This window comes from Geothrix campi (assembly GCF_024609265.1).
Lineage (GTDB): Bacteria > Acidobacteriota > Holophagae > Holophagales > Holophagaceae > Geothrix > Geothrix campi.
In genome coordinates, this window is record NZ_JANHMP010000001.1 from 1,669,644 (window position 1) to 1,694,441 (window position 24,798).

At 68.0% G+C, this 24,798-nt stretch carries 22 protein-coding genes; 19 read left to right on the top strand and 3 right to left on the bottom strand.

Going from position 1 to position 24,798, the window contains the following annotated elements:
- Nucleotides 1-4 precede the first annotated feature (4 nt).
- The 14 genes from NOV65_RS07705 to NOV65_RS15550 all read left to right on the top strand — a co-directional run bounded on the left by NOV65_RS07705 (nucleotide 5) and on the right by NOV65_RS15550 (nucleotide 17,124).
- Entirely contained in the window at nucleotides 5-568 is a 564-nt protein-coding gene (locus NOV65_RS07705; protein WP_257305545.1) for a cytochrome c3 family protein, read from the top strand.
- 17 nt (nucleotides 569-585) lie between these two features.
- Nucleotides 586-780: a hypothetical protein gene (locus tag NOV65_RS07710; RefSeq protein ID WP_257305546.1), complete on the top strand. Its 195-nt coding sequence runs from the start codon at nucleotides 586-588 to the stop codon at nucleotides 778-780.
- 4 nt (nucleotides 781-784) lie between these two features.
- Entirely contained in the window at nucleotides 785-3,790 is a 3,006-nt protein-coding gene (locus NOV65_RS07715; protein WP_257305547.1) for a TAT-variant-translocated molybdopterin oxidoreductase, read from the top strand.
- Nucleotides 3,780-5,186, top strand: a complete 1,407-nt coding sequence (gene nrfD / locus NOV65_RS07720) for an NrfD/PsrC family molybdoenzyme membrane anchor subunit (RefSeq protein WP_257305548.1) — start codon at nucleotides 3,780-3,782, stop codon at nucleotides 5,184-5,186. Before NOV65_RS07715 ends, nrfD begins: the two co-directional genes overlap by 11 nt.
- A complete protein-coding gene (locus NOV65_RS07725; protein ID WP_257305550.1) occupies nucleotides 5,179-6,321 on the top strand; it encodes a quinol:electron acceptor oxidoreductase subunit ActD in 1,143 nt (380 codons plus the stop codon). Before nrfD ends, NOV65_RS07725 begins: the two co-directional genes overlap by 8 nt.
- Nucleotides 6,318-7,463, top strand: coding sequence for a hypothetical protein (locus tag NOV65_RS07730; RefSeq protein ID WP_257305551.1), 1,146 nt, complete (start codon nucleotides 6,318-6,320; stop codon nucleotides 7,461-7,463). Before NOV65_RS07725 ends, NOV65_RS07730 begins: the two co-directional genes overlap by 4 nt.
- On the top strand, nucleotides 7,460-8,170 hold the full coding sequence (locus tag NOV65_RS07735; RefSeq protein WP_257305552.1) for a c-type cytochrome: 711 nt from the start codon (nucleotides 7,460-7,462) through the stop codon (nucleotides 8,168-8,170). The genes NOV65_RS07730 and NOV65_RS07735 overlap by 4 nt, the downstream gene beginning before the upstream one ends.
- Complete coding sequence (locus NOV65_RS07740) at nucleotides 8,167-9,033, top strand: SCO family protein (protein WP_257305553.1); 867 nt, start codon at nucleotides 8,167-8,169, stop codon at nucleotides 9,031-9,033. Before NOV65_RS07735 ends, NOV65_RS07740 begins: the two co-directional genes overlap by 4 nt.
- Nucleotides 9,030-10,649 (top strand): cytochrome c oxidase subunit I, encoded by a 1,620-nt coding sequence (locus NOV65_RS07745; RefSeq protein WP_257305554.1) that lies wholly within the window; start codon nucleotides 9,030-9,032, stop codon nucleotides 10,647-10,649. Before NOV65_RS07740 ends, NOV65_RS07745 begins: the two co-directional genes overlap by 4 nt.
- Nucleotides 10,646-11,248, top strand: coding sequence for a cytochrome c oxidase subunit 3 family protein (locus tag NOV65_RS07750; RefSeq protein ID WP_257305555.1), 603 nt, complete (start codon nucleotides 10,646-10,648; stop codon nucleotides 11,246-11,248). Before NOV65_RS07745 ends, NOV65_RS07750 begins: the two co-directional genes overlap by 4 nt.
- A gap of 10 nt (nucleotides 11,249-11,258) precedes the next feature.
- A complete protein-coding gene (locus NOV65_RS07755) occupies nucleotides 11,259-11,585 on the top strand; it encodes a cytochrome C oxidase subunit IV family protein (protein ID WP_257305556.1) in 327 nt (108 codons plus the stop codon).
- Nucleotides 11,586-11,592: 7 nt separating this feature from the next.
- Nucleotides 11,593-12,546 (top strand): cytochrome c oxidase subunit II, encoded by a 954-nt coding sequence (gene coxB, locus NOV65_RS07760; protein WP_257305558.1) that lies wholly within the window; start codon nucleotides 11,593-11,595, stop codon nucleotides 12,544-12,546.
- Between the two features lie 173 nt (nucleotides 12,547-12,719).
- Complete coding sequence (locus tag NOV65_RS07765) at nucleotides 12,720-13,607, top strand: protoheme IX farnesyltransferase (protein ID WP_257305559.1); 888 nt, start codon at nucleotides 12,720-12,722, stop codon at nucleotides 13,605-13,607.
- 79 nt (nucleotides 13,608-13,686) lie between these two features.
- Nucleotides 13,687-17,124: an ATP-binding protein gene (locus tag NOV65_RS15550; RefSeq protein ID WP_341849959.1), complete on the top strand. Its 3,438-nt coding sequence runs from the start codon at nucleotides 13,687-13,689 to the stop codon at nucleotides 17,122-17,124.
- Nucleotides 17,125-17,184: 60 nt separating this feature from the next.
- Here the strand turns inward: NOV65_RS15550 and NOV65_RS07780 are convergent, their stop codons facing one another.
- Genes NOV65_RS07780 through NOV65_RS07790 form a run of 3 tightly spaced genes read right to left on the bottom strand, consistent with a single transcriptional unit; the run spans nucleotide 17,185 to nucleotide 20,996 of the window.
- On the bottom strand, nucleotides 17,185-19,368 hold the full coding sequence (locus NOV65_RS07780; RefSeq protein ID WP_257305560.1) for a polysaccharide biosynthesis tyrosine autokinase: 2,184 nt from the start codon (nucleotides 19,366-19,368) through the stop codon (nucleotides 17,185-17,187).
- The gene (locus tag NOV65_RS07785; RefSeq protein ID WP_257305562.1) at nucleotides 19,365-19,826 is read right to left on the bottom strand and encodes a low molecular weight protein-tyrosine-phosphatase; all 462 of its coding nucleotides are present in this window, start codon (nucleotides 19,824-19,826) and stop codon (nucleotides 19,365-19,367) included. The genes NOV65_RS07780 and NOV65_RS07785 overlap by 4 nt, the downstream gene beginning before the upstream one ends.
- A 3-nt stretch (nucleotides 19,827-19,829) precedes the next feature.
- Entirely contained in the window at nucleotides 19,830-20,996 is a 1,167-nt protein-coding gene (locus tag NOV65_RS07790; protein ID WP_257305563.1) for a polysaccharide biosynthesis/export family protein, read from the bottom strand.
- Between the two features lie 450 nt (nucleotides 20,997-21,446).
- Here NOV65_RS07790 and panB point away from each other — a divergent pair, with 450 nt between their 5' ends.
- The 5 genes from panB (at nucleotide 21,447) to panD (ending at nucleotide 24,798) form a co-directional block, all read left to right on the top strand.
- Nucleotides 21,447-22,310, top strand: coding sequence for a 3-methyl-2-oxobutanoate hydroxymethyltransferase (gene panB, locus NOV65_RS07795; RefSeq protein ID WP_257305564.1), 864 nt, complete (start codon nucleotides 21,447-21,449; stop codon nucleotides 22,308-22,310).
- A gap of 52 nt (nucleotides 22,311-22,362) precedes the next feature.
- Entirely contained in the window at nucleotides 22,363-23,244 is an 882-nt protein-coding gene (panC, locus tag NOV65_RS07800) for a pantoate--beta-alanine ligase (protein WP_257305565.1), read from the top strand.
- 133 nt (nucleotides 23,245-23,377) lie between these two features.
- Complete coding sequence (locus NOV65_RS07805) at nucleotides 23,378-23,746, top strand: hypothetical protein (RefSeq protein WP_257305567.1); 369 nt, start codon at nucleotides 23,378-23,380, stop codon at nucleotides 23,744-23,746.
- A gap of 13 nt (nucleotides 23,747-23,759) precedes the next feature.
- Nucleotides 23,760-24,296, top strand: coding sequence for a hypothetical protein (locus tag NOV65_RS07810; RefSeq protein ID WP_257305568.1), 537 nt, complete (start codon nucleotides 23,760-23,762; stop codon nucleotides 24,294-24,296).
- A gap of 103 nt (nucleotides 24,297-24,399) precedes the next feature.
- On the top strand, nucleotides 24,400-24,798 hold the full coding sequence (gene panD / locus NOV65_RS07815; protein ID WP_243295665.1) for an aspartate 1-decarboxylase: 399 nt from the start codon (nucleotides 24,400-24,402) through the stop codon (nucleotides 24,796-24,798).

A 24,798-nucleotide genomic window follows, 5' to 3' on the forward strand; every position in this document is an offset into this window, starting at 1 on the left:
GTGCATGCACCGATTCGATCGAGCGTTCCGCTTCGTCCTGCCGGCCGGGGCCGTGGCGGTCCTGCTCACGGTTCTGACCGTGGGCTGGTTCACGCAGCCGGACCGCTTCGCCAAGGGTTACGCCCCCGAGCAGCCCATCCCCTTCTCCCATGAACTGCATGCCGGCACGCTTCGCATGCAGTGCCAGTACTGCCACTCCGGCGTGGACAAATCCCGGACGGCGGGCATCCCCAGCGTGGATCTCTGCATGGGCTGCCACAAGGTCACCAGGACCGATACCCCCGCCATCCAGAAGCTGACCCAGATCGCCAATTCCGGCCAGCCCCTCCTCTGGCAGCGGGTCCACACCCTGCCCGACCACGTCTTCTTCGACCACCGCCCCCACGTGAACGCAGGCATCACCTGCCAGAGCTGCCACGGCGAAGTGCAGACCATGAAGGTGGTCACTCGCGAGATGGGCATGCGCATGGGCAACTGCCTGGCCTGCCACCGGGATCCCCACGCGGCGCTGCCCGCGGGCTCCAAGATCATCAGGGGCGCCGAGAATTGCGCCGCCTGCCACCGCTAGACCGGGAGCTCTGGACGATGGCCGACGAGATCCGCAAGCCCATCCTCGACCGCCTGGCCGCCCTGGTGGCGGGCCCCTTCCTGCTGGGACGCGAAGCCGTGAGCCTCGCCTTCCGGCCGGACAAGGCCGCGCCGCCGGAGACCCCTCCGGACCTGACGCCCCTCCGCCTCACCGTCACGCCCCCTGAACACGCCATCAAGCGCCGCGGATGACCCGATGAAGACACGACTTCCCGAACATGGCCCCGTTGAGACTCCGCGTTTCTGGCGGACCCTCGAAGAACGCATCGAAACGCCCGAGGCCCGGCAGGCCGCCCATGACGAGTTCCTGCCTGGCGGTGTCCCCAGTGGGATCAACTACGACGACGTCCACGGCCTGCCCCCCCAGAGCGGGGTCTCCCGCCGCGACTTCCTGGGCCTGGTGAGCGCTGCCGCCGCCCTAGCCGCCACCGTGGCCTGCGACCGCAAGGGCCAGGGCACCGTGGTGCCCTACACCAAGCGCCCCGTGGAAGTGGTGCCCGGCGTGGCCAACTACTACGCCAGCGCCCACCAGGAAGGTCGCCGCGTCTACCCGGTGCTGGTGAAGACGCGCGAGGGCCGCCCCATCCACCTCACGGGCAACGACGAGCACCCCGGTGTGAAGGGCAAGACCAGTCCCCGCACCATGGCCGACGTGCTGCGCCTCTACGACCCCGACCGCCTGCGGGCGCCCAAGTCGGAGGGCTGGGTCGTCGGATGGCCGGAAGCCGAATCCCGCCTCCACGCCGCCCTGAAGGGCGCGAAGGGCGCGGGCAAACCCGTGCTCCTGATCTCCGGCGCCGTGGCCTCGCCCAGCCGCAAGGCCCTGCTGGCGGAATTCAAGGCCGCCCTGCCCACCCTGGAACACCTGGCCTACGAACCTGTGGCCGGCGACGCCGCCGAGGAGGCCGCCAAGGCCAGCTTCGGGCAGCCTGTGTACCTCCAGCCCCGGCTGGCCAAGGCCAAGGTCATCCTGTCGCTGGGCGCGGACTTCCTGAACGGCGAAGATCCCGAAGCGCTTGGCGCCTGGGGTGCCCAACGCCGCCTGAAGAACGCCCATGACCCCATCAACCGCCTCTGGGTGCTGGAAGGCCCCCTGACGCTCACCGGCACGAACGCGGACCAGCGCTTCCCCGTGACGCCCTCGCGCCTGGGCGCCGCCGCCTTCGCCCTGGCAAAGGAACTGGCCGCCAAGGGCCTGCCTTTGCCCGCCGGCTCAGACCTCTCCGCCCTCTCGACCGGCGTTCCCCAGGGCGTGGACATCCCGGCCAAGGCCTGGACCAGTCTGGTGAAGGATCTCCGGGCGGCCGGCCGGAACGCCGTGGTGCTCTGCGGCGCCCAGATGCCCGCCGAGGCCCACCAGGCCGCCCACCTGCTGAACGCCATGCTGGGTTCCGAGGCCGTCGCGGCGGTCCCGGCCGAGCCCCTGGCCACCGTGAAGGATCTGGAGGCCGCGGCGCAGAAGATGGCTTCCGGCGCCTACGCCGCCGCGATCTTCTGGGACGTGAACCCCGCCTACACCTTCCCCCAGGCCGCCGCCTGGAAGGCTGCTGTCGCCAAGGTGCCCTTCCGCGCCTGGATCGGCCAGGTGGAGGACGAGACTGCCGCCCAGTGCCAGGTGCTGCTGCCGGAGAGTCACTGGCTGGAGAGCTGGGGCGACTTCAGCACCCCCACCGCCGCTGTCCTCCAGCAGCCCGCCATCGGCACGCTCTATGAAACCCGCCAGGGCGAGGAGGTCCTTCTGGACGCCCTCAAGGCCCTGGGTGCCGCGGTGCCCGAGGCCTATCACGCCTACCTCCAGGCCCGCTGGAAGAAGGAGCTGCCCCTCGGGACCTCTTTCGAGCAGGCCCTCCATGACGGCCTGGTGAAGGTCGAGGCCAAGGCTTCCTCGCCCGCCTTCAAGGGTGCCTCCGTGGCTGCCGCCGCCAAGCGCGCCGCCGAATCGAAGGCTGAGGGGCTGGAGCTGGTGCTCTTCCCCGGCTTCGCCACCCACGATGGCCGCCACGCCAACAACAGCTGGCTCCAGGAGACGCCGGATCCCATCTCCAAGATGACCTGGGACAACCCCGTGGCCTTGTCCGTGCAGGACGCCAAGGCGCTGGGCGTGGATGAAGGCGACCTGGTCACCCTCTCCCTCGACGGCGTCACCCTCAGGCTGCCCGCCGTCATCCAGCCCGGCCAGGCCAAGGGCGTGCTGGCCTTGGCGCTGGGCTACGGCCGCACCACCGGCGGGGTCGCCAAGGGCGTGGGCGTCGACGCCTTCCCGCTCCTGGGCCTGGACCCCACCGCTCCCAACGTGCGCAAGGGCGTCCGCCTCGCCAAGGCCGGCGGCAGGAAGGAGCTCTCCCGCACCCAGAGCCATCACCGCATGGAGGGCCGCGACCTCGTCCGCTCCCTCACCATGGATGAGTTCGCCCACAACCCCCAGGGCCACCACCACACACCTGAGCTGGTGACCCTCTACGAGGAGCAGCGGTTCCCGGACCACAAGTGGGGCATGGTCATCGACCTGGCCGCCTGTGTGGGCTGTTCCGCCTGCATCGTCGCCTGCCAGTCCGAGAACAACGTGCCGGTGGTGGGCCCCGAGCAGGTGGCCCGCGGCCGGGAGATGCACTGGATCCGCATCGACCGCTACTACGAGGGCGAGCTGGAGAACCCGAAGGTCGTCCACCAGCCGATGTTGTGCCAGCACTGCGACAACGCGCCCTGCGAGAACGTCTGCCCGGTGAACGCCACCAACCACAGCCCCGAAGGCCTGAACCAGATGGCCTACAACCGCTGCGTGGGCACCCGCTACTGCGCCAACAACTGCCCCTACAAGGTGCGCCGCTTCAACTTCCTGGAATACACCGCCTACAAGACCGAGCCCGAGACCCTCGCCTACAACCCCGAGGTCACGGTCCGCCCCCGTGGCGTCATGGAGAAGTGCTCCTTCTGCGTGCAGCGCATCAACGACGTGAAGATCCGTGCCAAGGGCGATGGCCGCGCCATCCTCGACGGCGAGATCACCACCGCCTGCATGGCCGGCTGCCCCTCGGACGCCATCGTGTTCGGCGACCTGAAGGACCCCAAGAGCAAGGTCTCCCAGCTGGTGGCCGCCACCCGCGCCTATCGCGTGCTGGAGGAGCTGGGCGTCAAGCCCGCCATCACCTACCTGGCCGATCTGAAGAACCCCGCCCTCGAGGGAGGTCACCATGAAGCTTGATGCCGCCACGTCCGCCGGCGACATCCCGGAGGGCCTGATTGAACCGTCCCTCTACGTGGGCAAGGTCACGCCCGGCAGCCTCGACGACCAGGTGCTGGCCTTCCCGGAGACCAAGCCCCCCAGGCAGTGGTACTTCGCCCTGGCCATCACCCTGACCGCGGCCCTCATCGGTGTCATCTCCATCGGCTACACCTTCTACCTGGGCATCGGCGCCTGGGGCAACACCAGCCCCGTCTTCTGGGCCTTCGACATCATCAACTTCGTGTTCTGGGTGGGCATCGGCCACGCCGGCACGCTGATCTCGGCCATCCTCTTCCTGTTCCGCAAGCGGTGGCGCAACGCCATCGCGCGCTTCGCCGAGGCCATGACGATCTTCGCCGTCATCTGCGCCGTGATCTTCCCCCTCATCCACGTGGGCCGCCCGTGGTTGGCCTACTGGTTGTTCCCCTATCCGAACCAGCGCGCCCTGTGGACCAACTTCCGCTCGCCCCTGCTGTGGGATGTCTTCGCGGTAAACACCTACTTCTCCGTGTCCGCCATGTTCTGGTACCTGGGCCTGATTCCCGACATCGCCTCCATGCGCGACCGGACCACCAGCAAGCTGCGGAAGATCATCTACACGGTGCTGGCCATGGGCTGGCGCGGCGCCGCCACCCACTGGCAGCACTACGAGAAGGCCTACCTCCTGCTGGCAGGCCTCGCCACCGGCCTGGTGCTTTCCGTGCACTCGGTGGTGAGCTTCGACTTCGCCACCTCGGTGGTCCCCGGCTGGCACATGACCATCTTCCCGCCCTACTTCGTGGCGGGCGCCATCTTCGCCGGTTTCGCCATGGTGGTGATGGTGCTGGTGGTCGTGCGCGAGACCATGCAGCTGAAGAACCTCATCACCATGCGGCACCTCGATGTGATGAACAAGGTGATCCTCGCCATGAGCTGCATCATGGGCTACAGCTACATGATGGAGGGCTTCACGGCCTGGTATTCCATGAACGAGTACCTCCACCACGCCTTCATGAACATCATCACGGGCACCTACGGCTGGGCCGGCTGGGTCACCATCAGCTGCAACATCCTCATCCCCCAGATCCTCTGGTTCAAGAAGGCCCGCGCCAGCTACTTCTGGATGATCCTGGTGGCCGTCGGCGTGACCATCGGCATGTGGTTCGAGCGGTTCGTGATCATCGTGATCTCGCTGCACCAGGACTACCTGCCCTCCGCCTGGCGCATCTACAAACCCACCATGGTGGACTTCGGCGTGCTCCTGGGCACCTTCGGGATCTTCTTCACCCTGGTCCTGCTCTTCGCCCGGGTCCTGCCGGTCATCGCCACCACGGAAGTGAAGGCGATCCTGCCGGACGCGCAGCCCTCTCACCATGGAGACGATCACCATGCCTGAGATCTCCTATTCGGTTCTCGGTGTCTTCGAGACCCCCGATGCCCTGATGCACGCCATCCCCAAGGTGCGCACAAGCAAGCTGGGCACCGTGGAGGCCTACACGCCCTACGCCATCCACGGCATCGAGGAGGCCCTGGGCCTCCGCCGCTCCCCCCTGGGCGGCATGGTGCTGGTCATGGGCATCCTGGGGGCCATCACCGCCCTCGGCTTCCAGTACTGGATCAGCGCCATCGACTACCCGATCATCACCGGCGGCAAGGGGGCCGGCTCCTGGGAAGCCTTCATCCCCATCATGTTCGAAGTGACGGTGCTCTTCGCCACCTTCACGGCAGGGCTGGGGATGCTGCACCTGCTGAACAGGTTGCCCTTCTTCGGCCACCCGGTGCTGTCGTCCAAGTCCATCAAGGGCATCACGCGGGATCGCTACATCCTGGCCCTGGAGGCCGAGGACGAAGGCTTCGATAGCGTTGCTGCTTCGAAGGCCCTCCGCGAAGCCGGCGCCACGGAGATCGAGGTCCTGCCCGCGCCGGATCGCAGCCCCTTCCTCACCAGCGACTACATCCTGCGCACCCTGGGCGGCATCTTCGCCGCCTGCGTGGTGGCGGGCCTGGCGATGTACTTCGCCACCAAGTGGTTCCCCCTGCTCAAGCCCATGGCCAACATGCAGGATCAGCCCCGCCTCAACGCCCAGAAGGCCTCCGCCTTCTTCAAGGACGGCCATGGCATGCAGCAGCCGGTGGTCGGCACCGTGGCCCGGGGCTACCTGCCCACGGCCACCGGCACCCAGGAGGAGGCCGCCAGCCTGGTGAACCCCCTGCCCCGCACCAGGGAAGTCTTCGCCACCGGTCGCAAGGTCTACACCAACCGCTGCGAAGTCTGCCACGGCGCCGTCGGCAACGGCGTGGGCAGCCTGACCGCCGCCTACGGCGCCAAGCCCGCCAACCTGCAGGCCCAGCAGTTCCGCGACTACCCGGACGGCAAGATCTACTGGGCCATCGTGAATGGAAAGAATTCCATGCCCTCGCACGCTCCCTACCTCTCTGAGCAGGAGCGCTGGTCGGTGGTCCACTACGTGCGCGCCCTCCAGCGCGCCCAGAACGCCAAGGACGAGGATCTGAAGGTGGCCACCCGATGAGCCAGAACAAGAACGCCTCCAACCTCCTCTGGGGCGCCGTGGCCCTGGGCGCCCTGGGCGTCCTCGGCAGCTACGCCGCCGCGGGCCCCGAGCGCTTCTGGGCCAACTGGATCCTCTGGTTCGTGCTGCTCTTCACCCTGGGCCTGGGGTCGCTGTTCATCGTGGCCCTGGAGCACCTCGTCAGCGCCAAGTGGAGCGTGCCGGTGCGGCGCATCCCCGAGCGCCTGGCCACCCTCCTGATCCCCGCGGTGCCCATCGGCCTCATCGCCCTGGCAGCCATTCCCGTGCTCTACCCCGGCGCCCGGCCCGAGGCGGCCCACCATCCGCTCCTGGCCGGCAAGGCCTTCTGGCTGAGCCTGCCCTTCTTCTCCGCGCGCACGGTCATCAGCCTCGCCCTCTGCCTCCTGGGCCTGTGGGTGCTGGTGGGCGGCTCGCTCAAGCAGGACGCGACGAAGGACCCCGCCTTCAACTTCCGGGCACGGAAGTTCGCCCCGGCCTTCATGGCCATCTTCGCCCTGGTGATCACCCTGATCGCCTTCGACTGGCTCTCCGGCCTCACGCCCGAGTGGTACAGCGACATCTTCGGCGTCTATGTCTTCGCTGGCGCCTTCCTCAGCGGCCTCGCGGCCACGGCCCTCGCGGTCCTGCACCTCCAGGACGAAGGCCGGCTGGAGGGCGTGAAGGGCGACCACCTCTACAACCTGGGCGGCTTCCTCTTCGCCTTCACGGTGTTCTGGTCCTACATCGGCTTCGCCCAGTACATGCTCATGTGGTACGCGAACCTGCCGGACGAGGTCATCTGGTACAAGGTCCGCCTGGCCGGTTCCTGGCGGCTCATCACCCTCGCCCTGGCGGGCCTGCACTTCGTCCTGCCCTTCTTCGCCCTGGTGACCCGGGATTCCAAGAAGGATCCCCGGCGCCTCCGCCGCGTGGCCTACCTGATGCTCGGGGCGCACGTGCTGGACATCTACTGGCTCATCTTCCCCATCCTCGGTACCCCCCGCCTCTCCTGGCCCGAGTTCAGCTTCGCCCTCTTCTTCCTGGGCGGGATCCTCCTGTGGATCCGCGGCGCCATGCAGAAAGGCGAGGACATGCCGGTCGGCGATCCCTTCCTGCGCGAGGGCCTGGAGTTCCGCCTATGAAGATCCACGACTACCTTTCCCCCGAAGAGCTGAAGCGCCTGCTCTCCGCCCTGCTGGTGGTGATCTGCTTCATCTTCATCGCCGCGTTCTTCGGCTTCACCGTGCTGCCCGGCCTGCGCTACCAGGCCCACACGGCCACCACCGGGGCTCCCGTGAAGGCCGTGCAGGGCGAGACCGGCTGGCTGGATCCCACGGACTATCCCGCCCAGATCAGCCAGATCATCCCACCCATCGATCCCAAGACCGTGATGACGCCCAATCCCGCCCTCATGGCCCGGGGCAAGGCGATCTATGCGCAGACCTGCGCCACCTGCCACGGCCCGGACGGTAAGGGCGACGGCCCCGGCGGCACCGGCCTCACCCCCAAGCCCCGGAACTTCACCCTGAACGCGGGCTGGAAGAACGGTACCCGCGTCGAGGACATCTACAAGACCCTCAACGAGGGCATCAAGGGCAGTTCCATGGTGTCCTACAACGATCTCTCCAAGAAGGACCGCATGGCCCTGGTGCATGTGGTGCAGTCCCTGGGCGCCTTCGATCACGGCGCCAGCGATCCCAAGGCCATCGCGGCCATGGAGCAGCTCTTCGCCAGCGCCGGCGAGGTGATCCCCAACCGCATCCCCGTCGCCCGGGCCGTCGACCTCCTCTGCCGCGAGTACGCCGAGAGCCATCCTCAGCCCCAGCCCCGGACGGAGGCCCGGCCATGAACCTCCGCCAGATCCGCACCACCCTTTCGCCCCTGGGCCTGACCCTGGCTCTGGCCGCCGCGTTCCTGTGTGCTCCCGCCCAGGCCCAGGCCCCCAAGCCGCCCCAGGTCCCCGCTCCCAGGCCTGTCGAGGGTCCGGCCACGCCCTCCTTCACCCCCCAGGAAGTGGGCATCGACGAGAAGCTCGGCGCCACCCTGCCCCTGGACCTGGTCCTGAAGGCCGAGGACGGCACGCCCATCACCCTCCGCCAGCTCATCGACAAGCCGACCATCCTGACCCTCAACTACTTCCGCTGCGCCGGCATCTGCACGCCCCAGCTCAACGGCGTGGTCGAGGTGCTCAACCGCACCGAGGCCGTCCCCGGGAAGGACTTCCAGGTCATCACGGTCAGCTTCGACGAGCGGGATGAGCCCGAAATCGCCGCCCAGAAGCGCACCAACTACCTGGGCGAGCTCACCCGGCCCTTCCCCCCGGCCGCCTGGCGCTTCCTCACCGGCCCCGGCACCACCACCCGGGCCCTGGCGGATGCCGTCGGGTTCAAATACAAGAAGGTGGGCGAGGACTTCGTCCACGCCGCCGCCATCATGTTCATCAGCCCCCAGGGCAAGGTGACGCGGTACATGTATGGCGTGACCTACCTGCCCGCGGACCTCCAGCTGGCCGCCCAGGAGGCCGCTCGCGGCGAGGCCCAGCCCACCATCAACAAGTTCCTGAAGTTCTGCTTCAGCTATGACCCTGCGGGACGCAGGTACGTCCTGAACACCACCAGCATCGGCGCCACCGTGATCATCCTCGCGGCCCTGATCTTCGTGGTGACCCTCGTCCGCCGGGGCCGCAAGTCCAAGCCAGAGGAGACCGAATGACCACCCACGCTGCCACCGCACAGCCCAGCTATCTGGTGGACACCGGCAAGCGCAAGGGCCTCCTGGCCTGGTTGACCACCACCGATCACAAGCGCATCGGGGTGCTCTACCTCTATTCGATGATCAGCTTCTTCCTCATCGCCATGGGCGTCGGCTTCGTCATGCGCCTGGTGCAGCTGACCACCTTCCAGAAGCTCATCACCGCCCAGACCTACAACGCCCTGTTCACGCTGCACGGCGTGATCATGATCTTCCTGTTCGTCATCCCGGGCCTGCCCGCCGTCTTCGGCAACTTCTTCCTGCCGATCCTCATCGGTGCCAAGGATGTGGCGTTCCCGCGCCTGAACCTGACCTCCTGGTACTTCTTCATGGCGGGCGCCATCCTCGCCGTCCTGTCGCTCTTCACCGGCGGCGGCGCCCCGGATACCGGTTGGTCCTTCTACGCCCCCTTCAGCCTGAAGACAGGCACCAACGTGAGCCTGGCGGTCTTTGCGGCCTTCGTGCTGGGCTTCTCGTCCATGCTGACGGGCATCAACTTCATCACCACCATCCACCGCCTGCGGGCTCCGGGCATGAAGTGGTTCCGCATGCCCCTCATGTGCTGGGCGCTGTACTCCACCTCCTGGATCCAGCTCCTCGCCACCCCCATCGTCGCCATCACGCTGGTGCTGGTGATCCTCGAACGGTTCTTCGGCATCGGCATCTTCGACCCCGCCAAGGGCGGTGATCCGCTGCTCTACCAGCACCTCTTCTGGATCTACTCGCACCCGGCCGTCTACATCATGATCCTGCCGGCCATGGGCGCCATCACCGAGATCATCCCCACCTTCGCCAAGCGCACGATCTTCGGCTACAAGGCCATCGCGTTCTCCAGCATGGCCATCGCCGGCGTGGGTAGCCTGGTGTGGGCCCACCACATGTTCACCTCCGGCATGAGCAACCTGGCCACCATTCTCTTTTCGCTGCTGACGATGATCGTGGCGGTGCCCAGCGCCATCAAGGTTTTCAACTGGGTGAGCACCCTCTACAAAGGCAGCATCGATTTCCAGCCGCCTCTGCTCTTCGCCCTGACCTTTATCTTCCTCTTCGCCATCGGCGGCCTCACGGGCGTCATGCAGGGCGCACTGGCCATCAACGTGCACATCCACGACACCTACTTCATCGTGGGCCACTTCCACTACGTGATGTTCGGCGGCACCGGCATGGGGTTCTTCGCGGCCCTGCTCTACTGGTTCCCCAAGATGTTCGGGAAGATGTACTCCAAGACGGCCATCTACGTCTCCTGGTTCCCCATCTTCATCGGCTTCAACATGCTCTACTTCGGCATGCTGATCCTCGGCATGATGGGCATGCCCCGCCGCTACTACGTCCACCTGCCCCAGTTCCACACCATGCACGTGGTGGCCACGGTTGGCAGCTGGTTCCTGGTGCTGGGCCTGCTGACCTACTTCGGGACGCTGCTCTACGCGCTCTTCAAGGGCCCTAAGGCGGAGGACAACCCCTGGGGCGGCGTCACGCTGGAATGGACCCTGCCCAGCCCGCCCATCCAGGAGAACTTCGAGACGATCCCCACCATCACCCACGGCCCCTACCACTTCGAGCAGGAGTCCAAATGAGTGAGCACGTCCATCGCGACGACTTCGGCGCCCGGCTCGGCATGTGGCTGTTCCTGGTGACGGAGATCGTCCTCTTCGGGGGCCTCTTCATCGGCTATTCGTACATGCGGTACAAGTACCCCATGGAGTTCCACCACGGCGGCGCCGAGCTGAACGCCACCCTGGGCGTCATCAACACCGTGGTGCTGCTCACCAGCAGCCTCACGGTGGTGCTCGCCATCGTGGCCATCCAGCGGGCCGAGAAGAAGCGGGCCATGGCCTTCCTCGGCACCACCCTGGTCCTGGGCGTCACCTTCCTGGTCATCAAGTCCTTCGAGTGGGCCGCCAAGTTCCACCATGGCCTCTACCCGAACTCCGCCCACCTGGGCACGCTGCCTCCGGGGGAGCAGGTCTTCTTCGGCCTCTACTTCACGATGACGGGCCTCCACGGACTCCACGTCATCGCCGGGCTCTCGGTCCTGAGCGTCATGCTCTGGTGGGTGGCCACGGATCGCGTCCGCCCGGACCGCTACATCCACCTGGAGAACAGCGGCCTCTACTGGCACCTGGTGGACGTCATCTGGATCTTCCTCCTCCCGCTGTTCTACCTGGCCGCGTAAGGGCATGACCATGAGCCAACACGCCGAGCATTCCGCCGATCTCAACACCGTCCAGCAGCCCGAGCACCCGGCCGAGCACCCGGGCTACGGCACCTTCATCAAAGTCTGGGTGGCCCTGCTGATCCTCACCGCCTGCCTGGTGGGCATGAGCCACGTCAGCCAGACCTACGCCGTCTGGGGCTTGTTGACCATGACCCCCCTCAAGGCGGGCCTGGTGTTCTACTTTTTCATGCACCTGAAATACGAAGGCCCCCTGCTCAAGATCGTGATCCTGGTGACCCTGGGCACGCTGCTGATCTTCTTCGCCCTGCTCTTCTCCGACGTCGCTTTCCACTGAGGCACCCATGGACTGGATGAATCAAGCCGCCCTTTCGGCCCAGAAGTCCGATGCGGTCTTCTTCTACGTGTTCGGCCTCTCCGTCGCGTTCCTCGTCTTCATCACGGCGCTGATGATCTATTTCGTGGTGCGCTACAGCAAGAAGCGCCACCCGGTCGCCGAACAGATCGAAGGCCACCTGGGCCTGGAGATCCTGTGGACCAGCGTCCCCCTCGTCCTGTTCCTGTCGATCTTCTACTACGGCTGGACCAACTACGAGTACATGCGCCAGGCCCCCCGGGACGCCATGGTGGTGAACGTCACCGCCCGCCAGTGGGCCTGGTCCTTCGAATATCCCAATGGCAAGAAGAGCAAGGTCCTCTTCGCCCCCATCAACAAGCCCATGAAGATGGACGTCCACAGCGCCGACGTGGTGCACGGGTTCTTCATCCCCTCGTTCCGCCTGAAGATCGACGCCGTGCCGGCCCGCACCAACACCACCTGGTTCCAGGCCACCAAGCTGGGCTCGTACGACATCGAGTGCACGGTCATCTGCGGCGTGGACCACAGCCTCATGCTGAGCAAGGTCATCGTGGTGCCCGAGGACGAGTTCAAGGCCTGGTACTTCGGCGGCGAGGATGCGCCTGAGCCCGGGAAGAGCTTCCGTGCGGCCGAGGCTCATCCTGACCTCAAAGACCTGCCGCCCGGCCTCGCCGTGCTGACCTCCAAGGGCTGCCTCGCCTGCCATTCCGTGGACGGCAAGCCGAAGGTCGGCCCCACCCTCAAGGCCCTGTACGGCAAGCAGGAGGAAATCCTCGTGGCCGGGACCATGCGACAGGTCACCGTGGATGAGCCCTACCTGCGCCGGGCCATCACCAACCCCATGGACCAGGTGGTGCGCGGCTATCCGCCCGCCATGCCCCAGACGCCGATGACGGAGCAGGAGCTGAACGAGGTCGTGCGCTACATCAAGACCCTCTGACGACCCGGGGGACCGGGCTTGCGCCCTACACCCCCGGACCCCCGCCCTCACCCAGCCAAGCTGGGCTCCGGCTGACACTCCCCGGGGGACCGGGCTTGCGCCCTACACCCCCGGGCCCCCGCCCTCGCCCAGCCAAGCTGGGCTCCGGCTTAACCAGGAGCGATGATTTGAGCGTGGCCGCCCTTCCCCTGTCCAAGCCCAGTCCGGTCTCGACCTTTCTCGAGCTGACCAAGCTGCGCATTTCCGGGGCCTCCACCTTCACGGCGGCGGCGGGCTATGTGGCCTTCCTTCGCGGCGCGAATGCAGGACTGATCACCACCCTGATCGGCATCCTGCTCCTGGCCATGGGTTCCAGCGCCCTCAACGAAGTTCAGGAGCGGCGCTTCGACGCCATGATGCCCCGCACGGCGGGCCGGCCCATCCCCCATGGCGACATCTCCGCTGGCCGGGCCGCCCTCGTGGCGGTGATCCTGGCCGTGTCGGGCTTCCTGGTCCTGCTGCTGGCCCACAACCTCGCCTCGGCCCTGCTGGGGGCCCTGGCCCTGGGCTGGTACAACGGCTTCTACACGCCCCTGAAGCGCCTCAGCCCCTTCGCCGTGGTGCCGGGCTCACTCATCGGGGCCCTGCCTCCCGCCATCGGCTGGACGGCCGCGGGCGGCAGCGTGGCGCATCCTTCCGTCCTGGCGCTGGCCTTCGTCTTCTTCATCTGGCAGGTGCCGCACTTCTGGCTGCTGGTGGGGCTCCACGCCGAAGGCTACGAGAAGGCCGGCTTCCCCACGCTGGTCTCGGTCTTCGGCCGGCCCCGGCTGTCGCGGCTCACGTTCACCTGGACCTGCGGCACGGCCGCCGCCTGCGGCCTGCTGCCCCTGTTCCGGGTGCTGGTCTCCTGGCCCGCTGAAGTCATGCTGGGCCTGGGCGCCGCCTGGCTCATCGCCGGTTCCCTGCCGCTGCTGAAGGAGGGTCAGGATGCGCCCCTCTACCGCCGCGTCTTCATGAACATCAACCTCTTCGCCCTCGTCCTCACCGCGGCCGTCATCCTGGATCCCTTCTTCAGCCGCTAGCTCGCGTGCCTCGCTGGGGTACACTCTCGGCCATGCCTCCTCGCCCCGCTGAACCCGCGCGAAAGCCTCGTCCGTGGATGTGACGCGCTTTCTCGGGACACACCGGTATGCCTGGCTCATGGACCTGGGCCGGGGTTCCGGCTGCACCTTCCAGCTCCTGCGCCGGGAGCTCGACGGCGCCCGCTTCCTCGCGCAGCTCTGGTCGCCCCTGCCTGCGGACCGCGACCTCGACCAGCTGCGCGACACCTTCCTGGCCCGCTTCCTCGACGCCGATCCGCTGGATCCGGTCATCGGCCATTTCGGCTTCGACGGCGAGCAGGTCTGGCACCTCCAGGCCCTCCAGGGGACCCCCCTCTCCCGCCTCTGGCCAGGCTGGGGGCCCGCCCAGCGCCAGGCCCTGGCGCAGCACCTGGCGCAGCGGCTGGAACGCGACCTCCATCCGCGCTTCCTCCATCCCGAGGTCATCACCTTCCGCCCCGGCCTCACCCAGATCCCCCGCGCCCTCGGCGATGCCCCCTGGGGCCTGCCCGGACTGACGGCCCTCCTGCCCACCACCGTGCCCACCCCGGCCCTGTCCGAGGATCTGCCCTGGACTCACGCCCGGGATCTGGCCGAACTCATCTCGCGACCCCTGCGGGGGCGGATCCAGGAACTGCCCTACCTCAAGTCCCTCATGCTGGGCCTCAGCGCGCCCATCCCCATGGAGCGCATCGTCCTCCTCCAGGGCGAGGAGGGCATCGGCAAGGCCCATCTGGCCGCCTGGGCCTGCGCCGTGGCCGAGGGGGAGGGCATCTGGGTGCACCACCTGGAGGCCTCCACGGAGGAAGCCCCGGGGCGCTTCCTCGGCCGGCTGCTGGAGGCCCTGCTCGCGGGGAGCGAGGCGGATCTCTATGCCCAGCGGCCCGAGGCCGCGCGGGCCCTGTCGCTGCGCCTGCAGGCCTTCGCCTTCCTCACCGGCGGGCGCCACCTGAACCGCCAGGAGGCCGGCCCCGAGCCCGAGGAGGTGAAAGCCGCCCTCGAGGTCCTGGACTTCGCCCGCCTCCTGCATCCCCGCCTCGTCCACCTCTCGAACCTGGAGCGGGCCACGCCGGAAGTGCTGTCGCTGGTGCGGGAACTGGTCCACCGCTCGGACCTGCCCTGGCTGCTCTCCCTCACCACGGGCGCCCAGGGGGCCGGGCTGAGGCCCCTACTCGCCGACCTGCGCCAGGAGGCCTCCGCCGCCCTCGTGGGCGTCAACCGCCTGGAGGACGAGGATCTCCGCCGCATCCTGGAGGACCTGCTGGGCCGCCACGCCCTGCCCGCCGGCTATGTGACGGACCTGCTCACCCAGAGCCTCGGCAACCCGGGCCTGCTCCGGAACGTCCTGGAGCTGGCCCAGCAGGAGGGCGCCGTGGCCTGGGACCAGGATCACTGGACCCTGGCGCCCGGACGCCCCGCCACCCTGCGGGCCGAGGCCGACCTCGTGCAGCAGGTCTTCCTGGGCCGCCTCCAGCGACTCACCCCCGCCGCCGCCACCCTGGTGCGCCTGCTGGCCCTGGCCGACCGGCCGGTGCCCGCCGGCTCCCTCGGCCGCCTGCTGGGTCTCGCGGGCGACGCGCTGGAGGATGCCCAGCAGGGCGCCCTGGGCTCCCGCCTGGTCCAGCTCCAGGGTGGCCAGGCCCTCATGCCCGATCCCCGCTGGCGGGAGCTGGTGCTCGCCCACACGCCCCAGCCGGAACTCAAGCGGCTGGCCCGGGCCCTCCTGGCCGTCATCCAGGAACAGGGCGGCCCCGTGGCCCACTCGGTGACGCTCCAGGCCCTGGCGTCGGACGAAGCCACGGCCCTGGCTGCCGTCCTCGAAGCCCTCGACCATCACCCCCCCGCACCTCCGCAAGAGGCCCAGCGGATGGTGGAGCAGGCCCTCCAGCTCCAGCCCCGGCCCTGGGACGAGGCCCGCCTGCACGAGCACCTGGCGGATGCCTGGGCCGCAGGCTCCCAGGCCCCCCCCGTCGACGGAGAAGGCCCGCCGCACTCCGTGGCCGAACGCGCGCTCGAAGCTCTGGAGCACGCCCTGGATGCCCTGGGGCGGGCCGCCTTCCACGAAGGCATCCGGCTGGCTGAAGTCCGGGTCTTCCGGAAGCGGGCCATGTTGCAGCTCCAGCTGCGCCGGGCCGGCGAAGCCCAGGAATCCGTCATGGCCGCTGCCGGGCGCCTGAAGGACCACCCCCTCCATCCCGAACAGCCCCGATTGCGTCTGGCCCTGGGCCAGCTCCACCTGCTCCAGGGCCACCTGACCAAGGGGATCCGCGCCCTGGAGGAGGGCCTGCATCCCCAGGGGCCCCATAGTCAGGGCGGCCGGCCCCAGCCCCAGGACCAGGCGGCCCTGCTCACCGCGCTGGGCCGGGCCCTGACCGCCCAGGGGCAGTTCCAGCGCGCGGCCGGCCACCTCGAATCAGCCCAGCGGCTGCTGGAGCACGGGCAGGACTTCCGCGGCCTGGTGCCGGCCCAGATCGCCTTGGCCCAGGTCCGCCTCGCCCAGGGCCAGGCCGGCCCCTGCATCGCCCTGCTCCAGGAGGCCCTCCAGACCGCTCGGCTGCAGGGCGACCTCGGCCTCCAGAGCCAGAGCCACCTGGCCCTGGGGGCCATGCGCAGCCTCCAGCAGTTCCTGGGGCCGGCCCTGACGCACCTGGACCGGGCCCTGGGCCAGGCCCAGCGGCTGGGCGACGCTCCCCAGGTGGCCATGATCCAGGTCTGGCGCGCGCGCACCTTCGCCGCCATGGGCGATCCCGTAGCCGCCGACCATGCCCAGTTCCAGGCCCAGGGCCCCTCGTCGGGAGCCCAGCGCCTCCTGCTGGCCCCGGAGGAGCAGGGCGACCACACCCTGCTCCAGGGCGACGTGGCGCGGTTCCGCGGCGCCTGGCGAGATGCGGCGCGGCTCTTCAAGGCCGCCGCGGACCAGTTCGAGGCCTCCGGCATGCTCTGGCACCACCGCCTGGCCCAGCTCCGCCTGGCCCAGGTGCTGGCCCGGGAATCCCAGCGCACCCGGCAGGAGGCCCCGGAGCAGGGCTGGGCCATTCTCGAGAACCTCAAGGGCCCCGTGGAGGGCTCCGGCTCGCGCTGGCTGGAGCTGGAGTGGCACCGGGCCCACGCCCTGCTGCTGTCCACGGTGCCCCCGACGGAAACCGTGGCCGAGGAGGGGCTGGAGGCCTGGAGCGAGGTGCTGGCCGCGGCCCGGGACCTCCAGTTTCCCGCCCAGGTGGTGGAGGCCTGCGCCGAGGGCGCCCAGCTCCTGCTCCAGCGCGGCGAGAAGCTGGGCGCCAAGACCCGCCTGCAGGATGCCTTCCCCAGCTTCCAGGAGCTCTGGTCCCACCTGCCGGAAAACCAGGGCACCGCCTTCCTGGGCCGCGAGGACCTGCACCGCTTCCGCCAGACCGTGGAGGCCGCCGGCCTGCGCTTCATCCTTCCCGAACGCGCCGACCCCCTCCAGGACTGGACTCCCACCCAGATGAACCTGCCCGCTGTCCCAGAAGGTGAGTGAACCACTTCTGGACTCAGCTGACCCCGAGGCGCCTGCGCGGATGACCGACGGGCAGAGCCATCACTTGTAGGTGTAGTGGTAGGCGTAGCGATAGCGCTGATAGCCCACCGTCACCGCGGACACATCGTTGAAGATGCAGCCCTTGACCTTGGTACCGCCACTTTCGAAGCGCTTGAGGGCGATGCGGAGTTCCTCCAGGGAGTGGGCCCGGGCCTTGGCGATGAGGAGGACCGTGCCCACCTGTTTGGCCAGGATGACGGGATCGGTCACCGCCAGGGCGGGGGCCGCGTCGATGAGCACCAGATCGTAGGCCGCGGACACCTGCTGGATGAACTCCGACAGGCGGCTGGTCATCAGCAGCTCGGCGGGATTGGGGGGCAGCGCACCGGTGGTGATGAGGTCGAGGCCCGGCAGCACCGCCGCGTGCAGCACGTCCTTCCAATCCACCTGGCCGGACAGGATCTCCGAGAAACCCCGGCCGCGCTCGAGGAGGCCGAAGGGGCGGTGCAGCAGCCCCTTGCGCAAGTCGCCATCCACCAGCAGCACCCGCGAGCCGGCCTGGGCCAGCAGGGTTGCGAAGTTGCTGCTCACGAAGGTCTTGCCGATGGTCGGCGTCGGCCCGGTGATCAGCACCACGGGGTTCTTCGCATCCATCATGGTGAAGTGGAGGCTGGTGCGCAGGCTGCGCAGGCTCTCCACGGCCAGGTCCTCAGGGTTGGCCTGAGCCAGCAGGTGCAGGCCCTCCTCCCGGCGTTCCATGGCCCGGTGGATGGTCGCCTGCTGCTCGCTGTGGGGCACGGTCACCACCACCGGCAGGCCCAGGTGGCCTTCGATGAGGCGGGGATCCTCCACACCCCGGTGCAGGGCCCGGCGCACCATGACCAGGCCGATGCCGCCAAAGAGGCCCAGCAGGACGGACAAGCTGATCACCATGGCCTTCTGCGGTTTCACCGGTTCGAGGCTGGGCAGGGCGTGGTCCACGATGCGGGCATTGCCGATCTCGCCCGCCTTCGTCACCTGCAGCTGCTGGGCGTTGTTGAGCAGGGCGGTGTACATGTCCGTGCCCACCTGCGCCTCGCGCATGAGGCGCACCAGCTCCTGCTGGGTGCGGGGCAGGCCGCGCACCTTGCCCTCCACCTGGTGGGATTCGGCGCTCAGCTTGGTGATCTGCTGATCGAGGGTCGCCACCACGTCCGAACGTTCCTTGTAGGTCCGCAGCAGCTCCTGCTTCTTCTGCTTGAGCCCCAGGATCTGGCCTTCCAGATCCACGCTCTGCTTGAGCACCAGCTTGGCCTCCTCCGGCAGGTCCACGGAACCGATCTGCATGCGGTACTGGTTCAGCTGGTTCTCGGCCGCATCCAGCTTGGCCCGCACCTGGGGCAGCTGCTCCTGGAGGAAGGTCAGGGTCTTGGAGGCCTCTTCGGCCTTGCGCTCGATGTTCTGGCGCACGTACTGGGCCACGATCTCGTTGAGGATCTCGGCCCCGCGGAGGGGGCTGCGATCTTCGAAGCTCAGACCCAGGATGTTGGTCTGCTTGCCCTTCTCGGCGACCAGCAGGCCCAGGCGCAGGCCCTCGATGGCCTTGAGGAAGGGCTGCCGGGTGAGGTTGAAGCGCTGGCCCGCCGGGGCCACCAGGCGGCGCACCTGAAGTACCAGGGGCTGGCCCAGCCAGGTGGCCTTGAGTTCCTCACCTTCGCGGCCATGGGCCAGGAGCTGGCCCTCGGGATCCTCCCAGCGGAAGGCGCCGTTCTCCCCGGCGATGACGCGGAAGACCTTGCCCTGCACCGGGGTGGGCAGCTCGAAGCGCTCGATGCGCAAGGTCGGGGCATCGGCCCGACCCCGTACCAGGGCATCGCCCACCAGGGGGTTGAACCGGGGCTGAGCGACGACATCCAGGGCCAGGGCCTCCACCGTGCGGCCCAGCACCAGGTTGCTCTTGAGGATCTCGATCTCGGCCTGGGCCACGGTGGGTTGTTCCAGCAGGCTGGACAGGGCCTCCATGCCGAGGGCACCCTTGCCGCCCTTCTTGTCCTCCACCTGGAGCATGGCCTGCACCTGGTAGACCGGGCTCTTGCGCCAGGCGTAGTAGCCGCCCAGCAGCAGTGCCATCAGGGTGGCCCCCAGAATGAGAATGCGGCCCTCCCACAGGTTGCCGAGCAGCTCCCCCAGGGAGATCTCCTCCCCGTCCTCGGCGCCGCTAAAGTCCCTGGTGGTGGGCATGGAGGAGGGGTCGCTGGCGCTCATGGAGTCCTTCTGGCGAGACGGGGGAGCCAGGTCTGGATGGCGCCCTGAATGTGGGCGCCGACCCGGCGATGGTCCGCTGCGCTGCGGCGGATGGGATCGGCGATCTCGGGGCGATCCGGCGACAGCCAGTGGCCCAGCAGGAAGACCCGTCCCCGGACGCTGGGGGCCAAGGCTTCACAGGCGGCCTTCTGGGCCCGGTCCATGACCAGGATGAGATCCGCGCGTTTGGCCAGATCCAGCGTGACCTGCCGCCCTCGGTGGGTGCTCAGATCGAGCCCGAGTTCCATGCCCTGGCGCCGGGTTTCCTCGTGGGCCGGTTCCCCCACCAGGGCCCTGAGCCCGGCGGAGCGCACGTCGCTGGCGGGGCCGAGGGCCCGCCGGAGCAGGGCTTCGGCCAGGGGGCTGCGGCAGTGGTTGCCTTCGCACAGGACGAGGATGCGGCGGATGGCGATCGACATGGGCTACTGGCTGAGGTACTTGACTTCGGAGGCGGTGGAAGTGAGGGCGGAGACCGTGGGCACGATCAGGCTCACCACGCGGTTCCAGCGCACCAGGGGGCCGGCGTCCACGTAGACCAGGTCCCGCGGCTGGAGGGCGAAGCGGTCGGCCAGCACCATGGCCACGGGGTTGTAGGCGTCCAGGTGGAACACCTCCACGGCGTTGTCGGCCTGGCCGCGCCGGAACACATAGATGGACCGGGCTTCGGCGCTGGCGGGGTTGATGCCGCCCGCATCGGACAGGGCCTGGGCCAGGGAGAGCTTGCCGTGATAGGTGGGCACGGAGCGGGGGTTGCGGACCTCGCCCAGCAGGTAGACCGGCTCCTCGTCCCGGTTGTGGACATGCACCGAGTCGCCATCCTTGAGCAGGATCTGGCCGATGCGGTTGCCCCGGGTCATGAGTTCCAGGAAGTTCAGCGACCAGGTCCGGTCCCCGCGGGACACCATGATGCGGCTCTGATCCGCCGTGGGGAGGAAGCCCCCGGCGCGGTTCACGGCTTCGGCCAGGGTGAAGGGAATGTCGGTGATGTTGTAGACGGCCGGGCTGCGCACCTCGCCGCTGACGAAGACCTTCTGGGAGCGGTAGGCGAGGACCTTCAGATCCACCTGGGGCTTCTGGAGGACATCATCCATCTTGGCGGTGATGAGGTCGCGGGCCTCCACCACGGTGAGCCCGGCCACCTTCACCCGCCCGATGTAGGGGTAGAACAGGAATCCGGAATCGTCCACCACCATGCCAGTGGCGGCGTCGGTGCGGAACTGGCCCAGGGGCAGGGTCAGCTCCGGATGGTCCCAGACGGTGACCATGAGGATGTCCTGGGCGCCGATGCGGTAGGGCTCCATCTTCGTGGCGAGCAGGTCCTCGAAGCCGGCCTGCGCCGGGCGGGCGCCGTACCGCTTGAGCGTCTCGGGGTTCAGCGGGTGCAAGGTCACGTCCTGGCCATTCACCTGGGTGCGGGTATCCCGGTCGTAGGCCCGGGTATCGAACTTCATGCCCGGCGCCCGGCAGGCCGCCAGCAGGAGGGTCAGCCCGACGGCGAAGGCCTGGACGAAGATCTGAAGGGGGCGCCGATGGAGGGTTGAGTGGGATGGGGTGGCAGATTCCAGGGCCGGGCAGATCGGGAGACTCACTGACATTCCATTCCTATCAAAAGCGGGTTGTGGCTGGCGTCGAACGGCCCATTCCAGCCATCAGGCGGAGGTGGCTCTGGACAAGGCCACTGAGGACACCGGTACGGGAAGGGCATGACCCACCCCACTCCGACCCAAGGCGCGACCACTCCGAATGCTTTGATTTTCCACCTGCAGGTCCTCTGGGTTCAACGCAAAAATGCAGGGAAAAACCTATTGTGATCTCCGTCATTTCTAGCTATTTGAGCTATGAACTAGGCATTTATATCCTCTACGTACAAACCAATATCCCGCCAGGTGTTCGACTCCTGACCCCACCCGATCGGGCTTGCCTTCACCGGATCGGCGACGGGAGGGCGGTACCTTAGAAATGAAAATCCAGCTCATCCTTTTCCCACTGTTTGGTGGTCTCATGGAGGCCCACGGCTTCGACCTTCCAGCGGAGACCCCATGAGCCACCTGCCTGCGGACGCGCGCCCCCGCGTCACCCTTCCCCAGTTGCACACCTGGCACCACGCAGGGCGGAAACTCGTGATGACCACGGCCTATGACGCCGTGACCGCGCGCATCGCGGATGCCGCTGGCGTGGACATCATCCTCGTGGGCGACAGCGTGGGGAACGTGTGTCTGGGCTTCGAGAACACCCTGCCCGTCAGCATGGCCATGATGAACCACCACCTGGAAGCCGTGGCCCGCACCCACCCCACGGCCATGCTGGTGGCCGACATGCCCTACCTGAGCTTCCACCTCAGCGTGGAGGACACCCTGCGGAACGCCGGGGGGTTCCTCCAGCGGGGGGCCCAGGCCGTGAAGCTCGAAGGCGGCGCCAAGCGCCTGCCCATGATCCACGCCCTGATCGACGCGGAGATCCCGGTCATGGGCCACCTGGGCCTCACCCCCCAGAGCGTGAACCCCATGGGCGGCTTCAAGGTGCAAGGCAAGCAGAAGGCCGAGGCCCTGCGCCTGCTGGAGGACGCCCAGAAGCTCCAGGAGGCCGGCTGCTTCAGCCTGGTGCTGGAGGGCATTCCCGCCGACCTGGCCGCCAAAGTGACGGAAACCATCGAGATCCCCACCATCGGCATCGGGGCCGGCCCCCAGTGCTCGGGTCAGGTGCTCGTCATCCACGATGTGCTTGGCCTGCTGCCCGGGACTTCACCGAAATTCGTACGGCGCTATGCCGAAGGATTCCAAGACCTGCGTGATGCCCTGGCGACCTGGGCCGAGGATGTGCGGTCGGGAGGGTTCCCCGATGGCCGGGAATCCTATACCCTTCCAGAAGCTGTTCGTCCGGTTCTGACCCAGTGGCACCCCTGATCGCGCCCTTGGTAAACTGACAGGCGCTTTCTGAAGGATCCCGTTTTTGTCCATGCGAGTCGTCCGTTCCATTGCTGATCTGCGCGCCATCCTGAGACCCCTGCGGGCCGAAGGCAAACGGGTCGGGTTTGTCCCCACCATGGGGTTCCTGCACGAGGGCCACGGGGCCCTCATCCGCCAGAGCGCCGCCCGTTGCGACGTGACCGTGGTCTCCATCTTCGTGAATCCGACGCAGTTCGGCCCCAGCGAGGACCTGGCCAACTACCCCCGGGACCTGGAGCGGGACCAGAACCTCTGTCTGGAGACCGGGGCCACGGTGCTGTTCCTGCCCGAGGTCGCCGAAATCTACCCCACGGGATTCCAAACCCATGTGGAGCCGGGCCGCCTGGCTCAAACCCTCTGCGGGCGCTACCGACCCGGCCACTTCCGGGGCGTCGCCACCGTGGTGGCCAAGCTCTTCAGCATCGTCCAGCCGGACCTGGCCTTCTTCGGCCAGAAGGACTTCCAGCAGACGGTGGTGATTCGGCGCATGGCCCGGGATCTGAACCTGCCCGTGGATGTCGTGGTCGTGCCCACCGTGCGGGAGGCGGATGGCCTGGCCCTGAGCAGCCGCAACGCCTATCTGGATGAGGAGGCCCGGCGCCGGGCCGCGACCCTCAGCCAGGGCCTCCTGGCCGCCCAGGCGGCATTCGACGCCGGGGAGCGTCAGTCGTCGAAGCTGGTGAAGGCGGCCCGGGCACTCATGACGGGCGCAGATTCCATCCAGTACCTCGAGCTGGTGGATGCCCAGACCATGGAACCCTTCAAGGGGCCCGTGGATCGCACCGTCGCCTTGTGCGTGGCCGCCTACGTGGGCAGCACTCGTCTCATCGACAACGTGCTCCTGGTTCCCTCCCCCAATCTGGCCGGGCAGAACAGCAGCCAAAGCGCCTGAAACCTATAGGTTCGGCCCGGGCCGCCCCACGGTGGGTTCATTCCTGGACGCATCCCGGGCATTCCACCGGTGCGGGGGTAGAATGGTCGGGTGCTTCCGGGGAAGTCCACCGGAACCGATTCCGGGAGGTTCCATGCTCGTCCCGATCCTGCTCTCCGCCGCCCTCCTTGCCATGCCCCAGGGGCGCGGACATGACCGTGGAGGCCCTCCAGGGCTCGCGAAGAAGGGCGGAGTCCCCCCCGGCCTGGCCAAAAAGGGCGGCATGCCCCCCGGCCTGGCCAAGAAGTTCGGCCCCAGGATCCCCGAGCGGCCCTACATCGCCGTGGATCCGCGCTACACCGACCGGGCCTATTTCCTGATTGATGGTCGCTGGGAACTCCGCCGTGGATTCGACGTGAGCCTCCAGGCCGAGGTCCGCGACACCCTGCGGCTGGCTCCCGTCCCGCCGCCCGTGCCCCTGCCCAGGATCGGCGTCGATCTCCATGTCGTGCTCTTCAACTGAATAAGGAGGTTCCATGTTCCGACGTTTGCTGGGTGCCGGCCTCGTGGCCGTCTTCACCCTGTCGGCCCTGCCTGCCACCGCCCGTCCCGATGACGAACGCCGCGGCCACCGCGGGGAGCGGGATGATCGCCGTGACGATCGCCGGGACGACCGCGATGATCGCCGGGACGACCGCCGCGATGACCGGAAGTACTGGAAGGAACGCGACAAGGCCGAGCGCAAATACTGGAAGGAAAGGGACAAGGAGGCGCGCAAGTACGAGCGCCACCGCTACGAGTACGAGGATCATGACCGCGGGGGCCGCCACTACCGCGCTCCCGCCTGGATGGACGGCTACTGGCGTCCCGGCGAAGGCCGGCGCTACGTGGCCCTCGTGCCAGGGGACCCCTCCCGCTGCTATGTCTTCATCGAGGGTCGGTGGGTGCTGCGCCAGGTCCGCGACCCCCGGGCCCGCCTGGACCTGGAAGGAGCCTTCCGGCTGCCCGTGGCCCCGCCCCCGGTGGCCCCGCCCCGACTGGGTGTGGACCTCCACGTGGTGCTGTTCAACTGACCTTTGGCTGATTAGGCAAAAATCGAGGATGGACCCAGGGTACACCTGAGTCCATCCTTATGCGTTGGCCGGGACTCCCGACGGAGCCTGGACCGGAGGATGCATGCTGCGCCACTTCCTGCTCGGTAAGATCCATCGCGCCACCGTGACGAGGGCCGATCTGGACTACGTGGGATCGATCACGCTCGATCCGTTGCTCATCGAAGCCGCCGGCTTCATGGAGAACGAGAAGATCGACATCTACGACGTGACCAACGGGTCGCGCCTGTCCACCTATGTCATCCCGGGGATTCCGGGGTCGGGTGAGGTGGGCATCAACGGGGCCGCCGCCCACCTGGTCCAGAAGGGCGACCTGGTGATCATCGCCGCCTATGGCTGGATGACCGCCGAGGAAGCCGAGACCGTGGCCCCCAAGGTGGTCTTCGTGGACGAGCGCAACCGCATCACCGAGCGCCGCCGCCAGGAGCGCACCCCCCTCTGCGTCAGCGCCTTCACGGACTGA

Coding starts and splice junctions, on each gene's coding strand:
- NOV65_RS07705 (WP_257305545.1), top strand. CDS start 5: ATGCACCGATTCGATCGAGCGTTCCGCTTCGTCCTGCCGGCCGGGGCC.
- NOV65_RS07710 (WP_257305546.1), top strand. CDS start 586: ATGGCCGACGAGATCCGCAAGCCCATCCTCGACCGCCTGGCCGCCCTG.
- NOV65_RS07715 (WP_257305547.1), top strand. CDS start 785: ATGAAGACACGACTTCCCGAACATGGCCCCGTTGAGACTCCGCGTTTC.
- nrfD (WP_257305548.1), top strand. CDS start 3,780: ATGAAGCTTGATGCCGCCACGTCCGCCGGCGACATCCCGGAGGGCCTG.
- NOV65_RS07725 (WP_257305550.1), top strand. CDS start 5,179: ATGCCTGAGATCTCCTATTCGGTTCTCGGTGTCTTCGAGACCCCCGAT.
- NOV65_RS07730 (WP_257305551.1), top strand. CDS start 6,318: ATGAGCCAGAACAAGAACGCCTCCAACCTCCTCTGGGGCGCCGTGGCC.
- NOV65_RS07735 (WP_257305552.1), top strand. CDS start 7,460: ATGAAGATCCACGACTACCTTTCCCCCGAAGAGCTGAAGCGCCTGCTC.
- NOV65_RS07740 (WP_257305553.1), top strand. CDS start 8,167: ATGAACCTCCGCCAGATCCGCACCACCCTTTCGCCCCTGGGCCTGACC.
- NOV65_RS07745 (WP_257305554.1), top strand. CDS start 9,030: ATGACCACCCACGCTGCCACCGCACAGCCCAGCTATCTGGTGGACACC.
- NOV65_RS07750 (WP_257305555.1), top strand. CDS start 10,646: ATGAGTGAGCACGTCCATCGCGACGACTTCGGCGCCCGGCTCGGCATG.
- NOV65_RS07755 (WP_257305556.1), top strand. CDS start 11,259: ATGAGCCAACACGCCGAGCATTCCGCCGATCTCAACACCGTCCAGCAG.
- coxB (WP_257305558.1), top strand. CDS start 11,593: ATGGACTGGATGAATCAAGCCGCCCTTTCGGCCCAGAAGTCCGATGCG.
- NOV65_RS07780 (WP_257305560.1), bottom strand. CDS start 19,368: ATGAGCGCCAGCGACCCCTCCTCCATGCCCACCACCAGGGACTTTAGC.
- NOV65_RS07785 (WP_257305562.1), bottom strand. CDS start 19,826: ATGTCGATCGCCATCCGCCGCATCCTCGTCCTGTGCGAAGGCAACCAC.
- panB (WP_257305564.1), top strand. CDS start 21,447: ATGAGCCACCTGCCTGCGGACGCGCGCCCCCGCGTCACCCTTCCCCAG.
- panC (WP_257305565.1), top strand. CDS start 22,363: ATGCGAGTCGTCCGTTCCATTGCTGATCTGCGCGCCATCCTGAGACCC.
- NOV65_RS07805 (WP_257305567.1), top strand. CDS start 23,378: ATGCTCGTCCCGATCCTGCTCTCCGCCGCCCTCCTTGCCATGCCCCAG.
- NOV65_RS07810 (WP_257305568.1), top strand. CDS start 23,760: ATGTTCCGACGTTTGCTGGGTGCCGGCCTCGTGGCCGTCTTCACCCTG.
- panD (WP_243295665.1), top strand. CDS start 24,400: ATGCTGCGCCACTTCCTGCTCGGTAAGATCCATCGCGCCACCGTGACG.